This window comes from uncultured Merdimmobilis sp. (assembly GCF_902471145.1).
Classification (GTDB): domain Bacteria; phylum Bacillota; class Clostridia; order Oscillospirales; family Ruminococcaceae; genus Merdimmobilis; species Merdimmobilis hominis.
Map to the genome: position 1 here is coordinate 21,404 of NZ_CABRJC010000008.1, position 13,580 is coordinate 34,983.

Here is a 13,580-nt window from a genome sequence, read left to right on the forward strand (position 1 = left end):
TTCTTTTTCCCGGAAATACTTCGGATTTGAGGTGCTGTATGACCAAAAACACCACAGCTTCCTTAGTGGAAGGGACCATTTTTATGGCTGGAATCACCTTCTTGGGCGGTTTCATGGATGCCTATACCTTCATGACCCGCGGGGGGATCTTCGCCAACAACCAAACCGGAAATATGGCTAAACTGGGTATCCACTTTGCTCAGCAAAACTGGAAAGGGGTCAATGAATGCTTCTTTGTCATGTTCTGTTGCGTTCTGGGTGCTTGCTTCTCCCAGGTGGTGCAGCATAAGCTCCACTGGTTTCAAGGGGATTGGCGCAAGCGGGGGCTGCTGCTTCTGGCATTTGCTCTGTTTCTATCCGGGTTTGTTCCCACCACCATCCCCCATGTGTATGTGGGGGCAGCTTTCACCTTTTTGGCCGGTTTTCAGTCCTGTCTGTTCCGCAAGTGGGAAGGTACTGCCCACAACACCATTGTTTCTACCGGAAACCTGCGCTCCATTGGCCTGTATCTTTATGACGCCTTGGATAAAAACCAGAACCAGGAATGGTCCAAGCTTGCCCGGTATGTCATGGTTGCCTTTTCCTTTGCCGTTGGATGCGCAGTCGGCGCTCTGGTCTGCACCCAAATGGGCATCCGCGCTTCCTGGCTGGGTTCGGTGATCGCAATCACCATGGCCCTAACCCTCCATCAGAGAGAAAAAGCCTGCGTAAATCTGTAACGATTCTCTATCCATAAAAAAGCGACTGGCCTTTCATACAGCCAGTCGCTTTTCTTTATTTACTTGCCTTCAACCACATTGATGCGGTTGTTGGCCCGCCGCAGCCGAAGCTTCAGCAGTTCCACCTCGCCGGGGTCAGAGGCAGAAGCCAACGCCTTTTCTGCGCCGGATTTTGCCCGCTGTGCCCGCTCCAGGTCGATCTGGTCCGCCCATTCAAAGCTGGTGGCCACCACGCGGGTTACTTCTTTGGTTACCCGCAGGAACCCGCCGTTGACCGCCGCCTTGCGGTAGCTGCCATCGGGGTTCTTCACCCGGATGCGCCCTACGCTGATGGCTGCAAAATAGTCGGCGTGTCCGCTTAAAATGCCCACATCACCCTGAGTGGTCTTGACGATAAGAGATTCGGTCTCTCCATCAAAAGCCAGCCCATCGGGGGTGACAATCTGAAGATGAAAGGTATTAGCCATTTGCTATACCCCCTTCTTAGCCTTCTCCACTACATCGTCGATGGTTCCGGCAAACAGGAATGCAGACTCAGGCAGATCGTCGTGTTTCCCTTCGATGATCTCTTTGAATCCGCGAATGGTTTCCTTGATGGGGACGTATTTGCCAGCCATACCGGTGAACTGCTCCGCAACCGAGAAGGGCTGGGACAGGAAACGCTGGATCTTTCTCGCCCGAGATACAGTCAGCTTATCTTCGTCAGACAGCTCATCCATACCCAGAATGGCGATGATATCCTGGAGCTCCTTATACCGCTGCAGGATAGACTGGACCGCACGGGCCACCTGGTAATGCTCCTCACCCACGATTTCGGGGGTCAGCGCAGTGGAAGTGGAATCCAGAGGGTCAACCGCAGGGTAAATACCCAGCGAAGAAATCGCACGGGACAGAGTGGTGGTTGCATCCAAGTGCGCGAAGGTGGTGGCAGGGGCCGGGTCAGTCAAGTCATCCGCAGGGACATAGACCGCTTGGATGGAGGTGATGGAGCCCTTCTTGGTGGAGGTGATGCGCTCCTGCAGAGCGCCCATCTCGGTAGCCAGGGTGGGCTGGTAACCTACTGCCGAAGGCATACGGCCCAAGAGAGCCGACACCTCAGAACCCGCCTGTGTAAAGCGGAAAATGTTGTCGATGAAGAGCAACACGTCCTGGCCCTCTTTGTCGCGGAAATACTCCGCCATAGTCAAAGCAGACAGGGCAACCCGCATTCTCGCCCCTGGAGGCTCATTCATCTGGCCGTAGACCAAAGCGGTCTTATTGATAACGCCGGATTCCAGCATCTCATTGTACAGGTCGTTGCCCTCACGGGTTCTCTCGCCGACGCCGGCAAAGACCGAAAGGCCGCTGTGCTCCTGGGCGATGTTCCGGATAAACTCCATGATCAAAACGGTCTTACCTACGCCGGCGCCGCCGAACAGGCCGACTTTACCGCCTTTGACATAGGGGCAAATCAGGTCGATAACCTTGATGCCGGTCTCCAGGATCTCGGTGGTACCGCCCTGCTCCTCCAGGGAAGGTGCGGGACGGTGGATGGGCCATTTTTCCTCGGTGACAGGGGTGGGTTTGTTGTCAACCGCTTCACCCAACAGGTTGAAAATCCGGCCCAGAGTCTCGTTACCTACAGGAACGGAAATGGGGGCGCCGGTGTCAACCGCGTCAACTCCCCTCATCAAGCCATCGGTAGAACTCATTGCGATACATCTTACAATATCGTCGCCAACGTGCTGTGCGACCTCCAAGGTCAGCTTTTGGCCGTTGTTCATGACCTCAATGGCGTTGAGAAGGTTGGGAAGCTGGCCAGCTTTGAAACGAATATCCACAACTGGCCCGATGACGGTTACAACGGTGCCGATATTTGGTTCGTTCATCTGTATCTTCTCCTTCTACCCATATTTTCCGGCTGGCCGAAAGCATCGGCTGGCCTTGGCAAAAGGGCCAAGGGGTCCCGCGCCGGAAGGGGAACGGGACCAAATGGGAAGCACATTACTGCAGGGCGTTTGCGCCCGAGACGATCTCGGTCAGCTCCTGGGTAATGGCAGCTTGTCTTGCACGGTTGAACTTCAGGTTCAAATCAGAGATCATGGTGTCAGCGTTGTCGCTGGCCGCCTCCATGGCGGTGCGGCGGGCACCCTGCTCCGAAGCGAAGGATTCGGTGACCGCGCCGTAGATGAGGCCGCCCACATACTGGGGTACGACCACATCCAGGACTTCCACCATCGAAGGATCGTACAAAGTCTCTTTCGCGGCGGGTTTCTCGGTCAGCTCCTCGCTAAAGTTCAGGGGGAGCGCCTTCAGATCGTCGGGAGTCTGGGTCAGCATCGATACAAACTTGGTGTACACGATGCGGATCTCATCAATTTTGCCTGCCCGGTACATAGCGGTGAGCATCTGGGCAATGTCATAAGCATCTTCCAGATAAAGCCCTTCCGCCTCATGGTATTTTTCGGTGTGAAGTTCGTAGCCGCGGCGGGAGAAATACTCGCCGACTTTTTTACCAATGGGGATGACGAGGGCATTCTTACCTTCCATCAGCTGGGTGGCGTATTTCAGCACATTGGCATTGTATCCGCCAGCCAGACCGCGGTCGCCGGCGATGACCACAAACGCGCTCTTCTTCACTTCCCGTTTTGCAACGTAGGCGGAGGAGAAGTCGCGGTTGGAGATCGCAGCATCCCGCATGGTGTCATACAACATGGTGAAGAAAGGCCGGGCAGTTTCTACCCGCTCTTTGGCTTTTCTCAATTTAGAGGAAGCGACAAGCTCCATTGCTTTTGTAATCTGCATGGTGCTTTCGACGCTTTTGATGCGCCGCTTGATATCCTTTGTGTTAGCGCCTGCCATCGGATATACTACCTCCCTCCATTATTTGGATGCCACAAACTTCCCTTTGAATTCATTGATTGCAGCTTTAATCGCCTCGGCGTTTTCCGGTTTCAGATCCTTGGTTGTATGGATGCTTTCGATGATCTCGGGATGGGTGTTGTCGATGAATTCGAACAGCTCATCCTGGAACCGGGCAATGTCCTCGACCTTGATATTGGTGAGGAAGTTGTTGACCACCGCGAAGATGATGATAACCTGATGCTCGATGGTCAGGGGGCTGTTCTGGCCCTGTTTCAAAACCTCAACCACCCGCTCGCCCTGTGCCAGACGGGCTTTGGTATCGTCATCCAGATCGGAGCCAAACTGGCTGAATGCCTGCAGCTCACGATACTGGGAGTAGATCAGTTTCAGCGAACCGGCAACCTTTTTGATGGCCTTGATCTGGGCGCTGCCGCCGACACGGGATACCGAAATACCCGGGTTAACAGCGGGGCGGACACCGGCGGCAAACAACTCGGTTTCCAGGAAGATCTGGCCGTCGGTGATGGAGATGACGTTTGTGGGGATATATGCAGAAACGTCACCGGCCTGGGTCTCGATAATGGGCAGCGCGGTGATGGAACCGCCGCCTTTTTCATCAGAGAGCTTCGCCGCGCGCTCCAGCAGGCGGGAGTGGATGTAGAAGACGTCGCCGGGGTAAGCTTCACGCCCCGGAGGACGCTTCAGCAACAGGGACATGGCGCGGTAAGAGACCGCGTGTTTGGACAGGTCATCATAGATGATGAGGACGTGTTTGCCCTTGTGCATGAAGAACTCCGCCATGGTGCAGCCTGCATAGGGAGCTATGTACTGCAGGGGGGCCAGCTCAGAAGCGGTAGCGGCTACGACAATAGAGTAGTCCATTGCGCCAGTCTTCTCCAGAGTACTGACCACGCGGGCTACGGTGGACCGCTTCTGGCCGATGGCAACGTAGATACAGATGACGTCTTTGCCCTTCTGGTTGACAATGGTGTCCAGGGCAATGGCGGTTTTACCGGTCTGGCGGTCGCCGATGATCAGCTCACGCTGGCCGCGGCCGATGGGGATCATGGCGTCGATGGCCTTGATGCCGGTTTCCAGGGGTTCAAATACGGATTTACGCTCAATAATACCAGGGGCAACTGCCTCGATGGGCATAAAGTTGTCCGAAGCGATGGGGCCTTTGCCGTCAATGGGCTGGCCCAGTGCATTTACAACTCTGCCAAGAAGTTCCTCGCCGACCGGGACGGATACAATCTTCCCAGTTCTCTTAACGGTATCGCCTTCTTTGATGTCTTCATCAGAGCCAAGCATAACCGCGCCGACGCTGTCTTCTTCCAGGTTGAGTGCCATCGCATAAATGCCGCCTTCAAATTCCAGCAGCTCGTTGGCCATACATTTTTCCAGTCCATGTATGGTTGCGATACCGTCGCCGATTTCCACAACGGTGCCGACATCGTTGAGCTCTATTTGGGAGTGATAGTTCTTTATCTGCTCCTTGATAATCGCGCTGATTTCTTCAGGGCGCAACTGCATGGTCTCACCAACTTTCCTTTACGCAATAATTGCAGAAATGTGCTGTTTCAGGTCTTCCAGGCGGGTCTTGACCGATGCGTCGACCTGGTCGTCCTGCATCCGGATAATCACGCCGCCCAAAATGGAAGGGTCCACCTGGTTGGTTAGGATTACCTGTTTCCCGGTCACCTGTTCCAGCTTCTCTTTCAGTTTGTCAAACAAAGGACCTTGCAAGGGGATGGCGGTCACCGCGGTGATCTCCTGGATGTTTTTCTCCTTGTTGTACAACAGCTTAAACTGGTTGTACACCCCGAAGATTTGATCCATCCGGCCCTTTTCGGTCATAATTTTTAAGAAGTTGAGCACATATTGGGACACTTTGCCCCCGAAGATGTTCTCAACCAGTTCCAATTTCTCCTCTTTGGAGACCGTGGGGGTGTGCAGCAGCTTGACCAACTCTTCATTCTGGGTAAAGACCTCATTGAGGGCGGTCATCTCCTCCAGGAAGCTGTCCAGGCAGTTTTGCTCCACACCGACCTCAAATAGAGAAGCGGCGTATCTTTGTGCTACTATTCCTTCCATGACAAATCACCTGCGCCGTCGATAAACTCCTGGATAAGCTGCTCATGGTCCTGGGTGTTAAGGTCTTTGCCCACCACTTTGGTGGCGATCATCACAGCCAGGTCAGAGATCTCATCCTTGATCTCATTGACAGCCTTCTTCTTCTCTCTAGCGATCTCCTCCTCGGCCTTGGTCATCATCGCTGAGGCTTTGGTCTGGGCGTCGGTCAGGATCTCATCGGAGCGCATCTGTGCTCTCTTCTGGGCGTCCTTGACGATCTGATTGGCTTCCTCCTTGGCACCGGAAATGCTGGCGGCGTACTCCGCCTGGAGGCGGTCAGCCTGCTCTTTGGCGGCGCTTGCATCTTCATACATCTTGGAGACCTCGGCTTCCCGGGAGTCAATCATTGCTTTGACGGGTTTGAAGAGAAACTTTGACAATAGAAGAAAGAGGATACCGGTATTGATCAACTGAACAACCAAGGTCCAATCAATCGAAAGAAATGGCATAGTCATGCTTTATCCTCCTTTCATGAAGTTCCAAGTGGGGTTGCTTCTTACAGCATGTTCACCAGGGGGTTCATAAAGATCAGGATCATAGCAACGACCAGGGAGTAAATACCAGTGGACTCAGCACAAGCGATACCGAGCAGCATGGTGGTGGTGATGGTGGACTGGGCTTCGGGCTGACGGCCGACGGCTTCAGCGCCTTTACCGGCTGCATAACCCTGGCCAATACCAGGACCAAAACCTGCGATCATTGCGATACCAGCGCCAATGGCGGAAGCGGCAAGTACGATAGCTCTTTCCATGAGAAAAATCCTCCTTTAATATAAAAACATAATTCCTTTGCTCTGAGGCAATCAGAGTTAATCCATCGCCATGGAAGTGAATACCATGGTGAGCATGCTGATGATGAACGCCTGCATAAATGCAGTAAACAGGTCAAAGTAGACTGAAAGCACAGCAGGCAGGCCGATCGCGAGGATCGGAATTTGGAAGTTGGCGCCAAACACCATATGGGTGAGCCCTGTCAAGGCGCCGTACAAAAGGGTGGTGATGATCAAACCGGCGGCAATATTGCCGAAGTGACGGAATGCCATCGAAACTGGTGTAGAAAACTCACTGATCAAGTTTAGCGGGGTGACAATGGGCGGATCGCATAGACCTTTAATCCTGCCGATAACACCCTTGCGCTTGATGCTGAAAATCTGCACCAGCATAAACTCGATGAATGCCCAGCAAGCCGTGGTATTGATGTCGGCTGTGGGAGCCCGCAGACCAAACAGCCCCAGCATGTTGCTGAAGAAGGAAAACAGGAACAGGGTGCCTATGTAAGGTGCAAAAAACACTTTGTCCTTGCCCATGGTGCTTTCCACAAAGCTGTATAAGGTCTCAACAACCTTTTCCACCAGGACCTGCGCCCCCTTCGGCACCTTCTGAAGGTTCCTTGTAAGGAGCATGCTCCCGATCACCAGAATTGCCATGACAATCCAGGAGTTCACCACCGTTTCCGAGATGGGGATCCCACCCAGAACTGGAATGGTGAAAATTACCTTTGGACCGGTGATATTCAACTTTTCTCGCCTCCTTTCTTGATTGATGCCCAGTGTTTCCATTTGGTTTCACAAAGAGATGGAATCCTGATAGAATTTATAAAACCGGCCTATGCCGATTCTAACAAAAAGGATGCCGGCCGCTACCGGTCGCGAGTGGCGTATTGATAGACACTGCGGGCATAGATAGAAATTTTGGGGTAAAACAGTGCCGGAATCACCCCCCAAGGGTTGATGAAATCCACCTGGATGGCCAAAAACAGCACCAATGCTGTCAACGCTAGACGAAGATAGTACTGCCGGGACATATACCCCTTGGCCTTCTCCGGCGTTTTGGTCAAACTCTCCTGAACCGAATACCCGATCAACAGGAAGTTTGCCACTGCATAGGCCCCTCCTAAAACCGCCCCCCACAGGAGGGGAAGGCTGAAAAAATCAAACAGCAAAGAAGCCGCCAAGAACAAAAAAGAACAGACGGCCACCCCTTTTGTTACAAAGCGGGCCTCCTGAAGCACTACTTCCATAGATTTTCGTCCTCATTTTTCTTGGCTTCACGGGTCCAGTATTTGGCAAAACTCCAAAAATTGGCCACTCCGCACAAAATTCCCAGCAGGAGGCCAGCCATTGTGGTCCATTGGCCCCACCCAAACCGGGATTGCAGGAAATTGGCCAAAAACAACAAAAGTACCAACGGAATTACAAGTAAAAAGCCTAGTTCCGTCACATACGCCAGGTTTTTTAAGGCCCTGACCATCTTATTCTGATTGGACATTGCTTCTTGTTCTCCTTTGGTATTACTTAAAATATTATACTATATTTTTAGTGGAAATTGCAAGATTATTTTACGATTCCCATAATCTTGACAAAAACTTATCGGCCCACGAATTTTTTGGATATTTGGGGGTTTCGCTTTTCCACCCAGAGCACAAAGCCGCCTGCCGGTTCCCCCTCCACCCTCCAATCTGAAAGCAACTTCTGCACAGGCTGCATCTTCGCCTTGGGTAACAGAAAAAGCCCAGCTTGCGCTGAGCCTTGCAGATGGAAAAACTCCCCCGCTTAGAGGCGCGCGCACTACCAAGCCCCAAGGGACCTGGACTGCCAACGCACTGCACCAACGCTCCAATCTCCGGGGACAGTTCGTTTTTCTATGAATTTTCCTCCTCATATTTTTGAGGCCATGTTGCCCTGGATTCTGGGGTATTTCCAGCTTTGGGACATTTTGAAAAAGGATTTGCGTTTATTATAGCACAATTCCCCAGGAGAAATATGACAATTTCGTTAACAAATCATTGAATTTTTACTTCCAATCCTCCGTTTTTCCTTCATCCCTGCCATAGAGCCTCCCCATCCAGCGGATACGCAGGGCCAGGTCATCGGTCAGCTGCCCTGGCAGGAGGCGCCACTGCCAATTGCCACCTATAGTGGAGGGGGTATTCATCCGAGCCTCCCTGCCTAAGGCCAGGAAATCCTGCATCGGGGCGATGGCCAAATCCCCTGCACTTTGCCAAGCTGCCCGGATCAGCGCCCAGGAACCGGCCTCCTCCCCCGCCCCCAAATACTCGCGGCAGAAAGCGGCTTGGGGGCCTCCTCCCTGTAAAAAGCTCGTGCTGGTGTCGTTGTCGTGGGTGCCGGTGTAAACCACACAGTCAGAGGTGTATTTGTGGGGGAGGTAAATGCTGTCCCCCCAGGGCTCAAAAGCGAACTGAAGCACCTTCATACCAGGGAAGCCCGTCTCTTGGAGAAGCCGGTGGACAGCAGGGGTCAAAAAGCCCAGGTCTTCGGCGACGATAGGCAGCTCCCCCAGGGCATCCTGCAACGCTTGGAAAAGCTTGAGCCCAGGGCCGGGCCTCCATTCCCCGCCGGCGGCGGTGGCATTTCCTGCCGGGATGGCATAATAAGCCTCAAACCCCCGGAAGTGGTCCATCCGCAGGGTGTCGCAGAAAGCATAAGCCCCCTGGATCCGCCTGATCCACCAGGCGAACCCCTCCGCCTCCAGCACGTCCCAGCGGTACAGAGGATTCCCCCAGAGCTGCCCGTCGGCGGAGAACCCATCCGGCGGCACCCCAGCCACCTCGGTGGGGAACCCTTCCCCATCCAGGAGAAAAAGCTCTGGCCGGGCCCAGACGTCGGCGCTGTCCCGTGCCACATAGATGGGCAAATCCCCCAGGATTTTCACCCCGCGGGCGGCAGCGTAGGCTCTCATCTCCCTCCACTGGCGGTAAAAGAGGTATTGCACAAACTGCCAAAAGGCGATCCGTCCTCGGTGTTCCTGGGCAAAATCCGCAAGCTCTGCCGCCTCCCGCAGCCGCAGGGGGCGGGGCCACTCCCACCAAGGCCGCTGGCTATACTGTTCCTTGATGGACATAAAGAGGGCGTAATCAGGCAGCCAGTGGGCCTGCTCTTGGCAGAAGGAGCGATATCCCTCCTCGCTCGGGTCAAATCCCTGGGAAAAAGCCTCTTCCAACACCGCAAACCGGTGGGCAAACAGCTTCTCATAATCCACTCTGCCGGGGTCCTCCCCCCAGTCGATGGCGGCGAGGGCTTCTTTTTCCAGCAGGCCCTCCTCAGCCAATTCTTCCAGGTCGATGAGATAGGGATTTCCCGCAAAAGTGGAGAAGGACTGATAGGGGGAATCCCCATAGCCAGTGGGCCCCCAGGGGAGGATCTGCCAAACCTTCACCCCGCAGCGCTCCAGGAAATCCAAGAAACGGCAGGCCTCCCGGCCCAGGGTGCCAACCCCATAGGGGGATGGCAGGGATGTGATGTGCAGCAAAATGCCGGCAGCGCGGGCCATAGCGCCCCCTCCTTCCATTGGAATGATTCCATTATACTGGATTCTGGCTCCATTTGCACCTAAAACACAGAAAAAGGGCGCTCCAATGAGCACCCTTTTGCCAAAACAACGGCGGATTTATTTCACCAAATCGGAAAAGCGTACCGCTTTCAGCTTTTCCCGCACCATCTCTGAAATGTCGTCGTAGATGGCGTGGAATTTGCACATGCCATCTCCATTGCGGGGGCAACAGAACTCCGGGTTGAGGCAGCGGCTGAGAGCATAGGGCCCTTCCACTGTTTCAATCACATCGTTGAGGGTGATTTCCTCCAATGGCTTGGCCAACTCATACCCACCTTGGGTCCCTTTGAAAGACCGCACAATACCGCAGGCCACCAACTTGCGCAGAATTTTTAGAGAGAAACGCAGGGTTACCCCCGTCTGTTCCGCGATTGTCTTGGCGTCCATCCGTTTTCTTTCCCGGTTGATTGCCAAGCAGTAGACAATGCGCACTGCATAGTCGGTCTCCAGCGTAATATGCATTGCAGTAGCTCCTTTAATTGGGATTCTATACTGATTCAGTAGCTTTACTTAAGTATACGGTTCTTTTCTGCGTTTGTCAAGCGTGGGGGATGGGATTCCCTTTTCTGCCAAAACGAACCATCCCCCCTCTTAGGGCTGTTCTGTATATCCGCGTCCTTCGCCATCGCGCCATAACGGTCCTCTCTTCTCTAAAAGGAAAAAAGGAGAAGCTTGGCTTCTCCTTTTCAGCATTGCATCTGTTTATATCTTTTTATTTATTCCCGAAAACATTTCCTGTGCATCTTTATTCTTCTACATAGATGAGATTGCTCACATAAGGACGCTTCCCAGAGAGCACCTCATCATAGAAATTCTGTTTCCAGTCGATATAGGCAACACTATCCTCCAGTTCCCGGATTGACTGGCGGAGCAATTCTTGTTTTTGGGCGAGCATCACCTTTCTTTGCGGGATGGAGGACGGCCCTTTCAAACACAAATCCAGGTATGATTTCATTTCCTGTATGCTCATGCCACACTTCTTTAAGCAAACGAGATCCTTAATCCACTTCAAATCCTTTTCATCAAAGATGCGCCGGTTGTTTTTATCCCGTTTGACATTGGGAATCAGCCCTACATTGCAGTAGAACTTTAGGGCCTGATATGTTAGGTCTGCCTCCTTGCAGACCTGCATCATGGTGTAAATCATGGTAGCCTCCAGCTTCTTCACAGAAAATTCAAGTTTTTTTGAAAAACCTCTTGACCGATTGTAACAATCGGAATTTATAATCGATGGTAACAATCGATTGAATCCACCCGATTATAGCAGAAATTCACTTGCGCTGCAAGTTTTTGGAAGAAAGGAGATAGATTTATGGTTTTCTATTTTACGGGAACTGGCAACAGCCTGTATGTGGCAAAACAACTGGAGGGGAGCCCCATCAGCATTCCACAGGTAATGCGGCAAGAGAACATGGCCTTTGCAGCAGATGCCATCGGTGTGGTTGCTCCTGTCTATGGCCACGAAGTGCCTCCTATGGTGAAGGAGTTCTTGAAAAAGGCAACTTTCCAAACAGAGTATTTCTACATGATCCTTACTTATGGAAACCGGCATGGCGGTGCCGCCGAACTGGCCCATCAGCTTTGCCGGCAATGCGGCATTCCGGTAGCCTATATCAATGTGGTGCTGATGGTAGATAATTGACTGCCCAGTTTTGACATGGGGGAACAAATGCTGCTGGATAAACAGGTGGAGAATCAACTGGCCCATATCTTGGCGGATATAAAAATCCGCCGACATTGGATTTCTCCTGTGACCGATCGGGACCGGGCAGCCCACCAAGAGTTCCTGGACCGCATGAGCCAGATGCCACCAGACACATGGCAACACCTATTGCGCATGACGGAAAGCTGCGTGGGTTGTGGGATTTGTGAGAAGGTGTGCCCCTCCGGCTCTATCCATATGGTGAATGGCAAGGCGGGGCATACGCCTGGACATTGTCAAACGTGTCTGGCCTGTGTCCATGCCTGCCCCCACAAAGCCATTCAGCTGACGGTCCAGGAGAAGAACCCCCAGGCCCGCTACCGCAATGAGCACATCTCTTTGGAGGAAATCATTCAGGCCAATTCCCAAGATATATCTCATTAAAAATGAGCCAGCTGGAATCCAAAGTGGAGACTGCTCCCCAAGTGCTGCGCCAGGTAGCGGATACCTGCAATATCATCAAGTGCAATCCCCGCGAATTGAGCAGAGATGATATTTATGAGATCCTCTGCGAATGTTTATAAGAGGGAGCACACAAATTGAATGCCCTGCATGGCAAAATTGCCGGCCCGTTTATGGGAATGCCATCTGTGCAGGCGATCAGTGAGGAGTATGGCCAAATTCGCGCTGCATATCAAGCGGATGTTTGTCTGTATGGTACCATAACCACAAATGCTCCGTACGCCAATGACATCATTTTGGAATACTTATCAACCCATCTAATCATCGGCGCCGAATTTCTGGGGCAGTGCTATTCCCCATCCAGCCCATACACCTTTAAAAGGCCCAGGAAGTAGCTGTTGGTCAGCTTTTTCCCCAACAGCTCGTTAAATTTGTGGGATTTTGCCTTCCCTGCCCTGCGCAGGGTTTCCAGCTCCCCGGAGAGCTGCACCTGCTGGGCTGCCAGCATTTCACACAGTTCTTCCAGTTTGGCCAGCTTCTCCACCGCTGGGCCGGTATATCCGCCCTCCACAGCTTGTACCGCTCCCTCATCCACCCATGGGAGATCCCCTTCCAGGCGTTTGGTCATCCGCTCCATGTTCACTCCATCCTTTCTCAATTAACACCTATATTCGGCAGGGTTGTGCGGGGACGGCAGTTCCAATGGCACCAGCCATCCCCTGTTTCGCAAAAAAAGAGCCGCATATAAGGCGGCTCTTTTTATTATACCACATTGTAAGGGCGGAATGTCCGGGAAAGATCCCCCGGCATCCTCTGCTTTTTCGAATTTGTGCACCCGCCCGGAGGTTACCGGTTCTTTTGCAGGGATTCCCACCACTCCACTAAGGCAAAGCGGGGTTCATAGGTGGGGGTTCCAAGGCTGTAGATCTCCTCCTCCAACGGGGTCTCCTGCCGCGGCTGCGCCGCGGGGACGCACAGGGGCGGGAACATGACGCACCACCAGTTCTTTCCCTTCCCTTCGCCGATTTCCAGCCGGATGGCCTCATATTCCCCGGCGGGCAGGGCAAACCCGGTATAGCTTCGGGTGGTGAAGTACATCCGGGTCAAGCTTGCCTTTACCGGGTACGAATACCCCCGGGCGGCGATTTCCTTCCGGGCGGTCTCCTCCATCTGGGGGAGCAGTTCCTCGGCCAGGGCGCGGGCTTCCGCCTGGGTCATGGGGCGGGAGAATTCCTTCCCCCATTGGGTGAGGACCGCATCCCGCACCGCCAATTTCAGCTGCTGGTCCTCTGCCGAATCAGAATTGGCCAAAATGTGCAGCCGCAGCGTCTCCTGCCGGATCTCCTGGCACTCCCCGGCAAAAGCGGTCATCCCGCTCAGCAGCACCGAAAGCACCAAACCGATGGCCATCGCCCATTCCCAACGTTTCAT

16 protein-coding genes and 1 pseudogene are annotated in these 13,580 nt (G+C 53.3%); 2 read left to right on the forward strand and 15 right to left on the reverse strand.

The genetic code is table 11. The features are described from left to right. Nucleotides 1-38 precede the first annotated feature (38 nt). Nucleotides 39-719 carry a YoaK family protein gene (locus tag RDQ42_RS05405; protein ID WP_231358572.1) on the forward strand — a complete coding sequence of 227 codons (681 nt, stop codon included), beginning with the start codon at nt 39-41 and terminating at the stop codon, nt 717-719. 59 nt (nt 720-778) lie between these two features. Here the strand turns inward: RDQ42_RS05405 and atpC are convergent, their stop codons facing one another. The 13 genes from atpC to RDQ42_RS05470 all read right to left on the reverse strand — a co-directional run bounded on the left by atpC (nt 779) and on the right by RDQ42_RS05470 (nt 11,192). After that, nucleotides 779-1,186: an ATP synthase F1 subunit epsilon gene (gene atpC, locus RDQ42_RS05410; RefSeq protein ID WP_054330842.1), complete on the reverse strand. Its 408-nt coding sequence runs from the start codon at nt 1,184-1,186 to the stop codon at nt 779-781. A 3-nt stretch (nt 1,187-1,189) separates the two neighbouring features. Beyond that, nucleotides 1,190-2,587 (reverse strand): F0F1 ATP synthase subunit beta, encoded by a 1,398-nt coding sequence (atpD, locus tag RDQ42_RS05415; protein ID WP_231358573.1) that lies wholly within the window; start codon nt 2,585-2,587, stop codon nt 1,190-1,192. Nucleotides 2,588-2,702: 115 nt separating this feature from the next. Next, nucleotides 2,703-3,560: an ATP synthase F1 subunit gamma gene (atpG, locus tag RDQ42_RS05420; protein WP_054330840.1), complete on the reverse strand. Its 858-nt coding sequence runs from the start codon at nt 3,558-3,560 to the stop codon at nt 2,703-2,705. Between the two features lie 21 nt (nt 3,561-3,581). Beyond that, a complete protein-coding gene (atpA, locus tag RDQ42_RS05425; protein ID WP_231358574.1) occupies nt 3,582-5,096 on the reverse strand; it encodes a F0F1 ATP synthase subunit alpha in 1,515 nt (504 codons plus the stop codon). Nucleotides 5,097-5,114: 18 nt separating this feature from the next. Then, nucleotides 5,115-5,657 (reverse strand): F0F1 ATP synthase subunit delta, encoded by a 543-nt coding sequence (locus tag RDQ42_RS05430; RefSeq protein ID WP_071427280.1) that lies wholly within the window; start codon nt 5,655-5,657, stop codon nt 5,115-5,117. Then, nucleotides 5,645-6,151 carry a F0F1 ATP synthase subunit B gene (atpF, locus tag RDQ42_RS05435; protein WP_054330837.1) on the reverse strand — a complete coding sequence of 169 codons (507 nt, stop codon included), beginning with the start codon at nt 6,149-6,151 and terminating at the stop codon, nt 5,645-5,647. Before atpF ends, RDQ42_RS05430 begins: the two co-directional genes overlap by 13 nt. A gap of 41 nt (nt 6,152-6,192) precedes the next feature. Beyond that, nucleotides 6,193-6,447, reverse strand: coding sequence for an ATP synthase F0 subunit C (gene atpE / locus RDQ42_RS05440; protein ID WP_054330836.1), 255 nt, complete (start codon nt 6,445-6,447; stop codon nt 6,193-6,195). A gap of 57 nt (nt 6,448-6,504) precedes the next feature. After that, on the reverse strand, nt 6,505-7,212 hold the full coding sequence (locus RDQ42_RS05445) for a F0F1 ATP synthase subunit A (protein WP_231358575.1): 708 nt from the start codon (nt 7,210-7,212) through the stop codon (nt 6,505-6,507). Nucleotides 7,213-7,334: 122 nt separating this feature from the next. Further along, nucleotides 7,335-7,715, reverse strand: a complete 381-nt coding sequence (locus RDQ42_RS05450; protein WP_054330835.1) for an ATP synthase subunit I — start codon at nt 7,713-7,715, stop codon at nt 7,335-7,337. After that, nucleotides 7,706-7,963, reverse strand: a complete 258-nt coding sequence (locus RDQ42_RS05455) for an AtpZ/AtpI family protein (RefSeq protein WP_231358577.1) — start codon at nt 7,961-7,963, stop codon at nt 7,706-7,708. The genes RDQ42_RS05450 and RDQ42_RS05455 overlap by 10 nt, the downstream gene beginning before the upstream one ends. 525 nt (nt 7,964-8,488) lie before the next feature. Continuing rightward, nucleotides 8,489-9,985 carry a 4-alpha-glucanotransferase gene (gene malQ, locus RDQ42_RS05460; RefSeq protein ID WP_231358578.1) on the reverse strand — a complete coding sequence of 499 codons (1,497 nt, stop codon included), beginning with the start codon at nt 9,983-9,985 and terminating at the stop codon, nt 8,489-8,491. A gap of 117 nt (nt 9,986-10,102) precedes the next feature. Next, nucleotides 10,103-10,507, reverse strand: coding sequence for an Rrf2 family transcriptional regulator (locus RDQ42_RS05465; RefSeq protein ID WP_054330832.1), 405 nt, complete (start codon nt 10,505-10,507; stop codon nt 10,103-10,105). A gap of 283 nt (nt 10,508-10,790) precedes the next feature. Further along, nucleotides 10,791-11,192, reverse strand: coding sequence for a MerR family transcriptional regulator (locus RDQ42_RS05470; RefSeq protein WP_308588424.1), 402 nt, complete (start codon nt 11,190-11,192; stop codon nt 10,791-10,793). Between the two features lie 165 nt (nt 11,193-11,357). Here RDQ42_RS05470 and RDQ42_RS05475 point away from each other — a divergent pair. Beyond that, a pseudogene (locus RDQ42_RS05475) lies at nt 11,358-12,131 on the forward strand (EFR1 family ferrodoxin). 367 nt (nt 12,132-12,498) lie between these two features. Here the strand turns inward: RDQ42_RS05475 and RDQ42_RS05480 are convergent. Both RDQ42_RS05480 and spoIIR read right to left on the reverse strand, forming a co-directional pair. Then, nucleotides 12,499-12,786 carry a hypothetical protein gene (locus RDQ42_RS05480; protein ID WP_231358579.1) on the reverse strand — a complete coding sequence of 96 codons (288 nt, stop codon included), beginning with the start codon at nt 12,784-12,786 and terminating at the stop codon, nt 12,499-12,501. A 209-nt stretch (nt 12,787-12,995) separates the two neighbouring features. Then, nucleotides 12,996-13,580 (reverse strand): stage II sporulation protein R, encoded by a 585-nt coding sequence (gene spoIIR, locus RDQ42_RS05485; RefSeq protein WP_054330829.1) that lies wholly within the window; start codon nt 13,578-13,580, stop codon nt 12,996-12,998.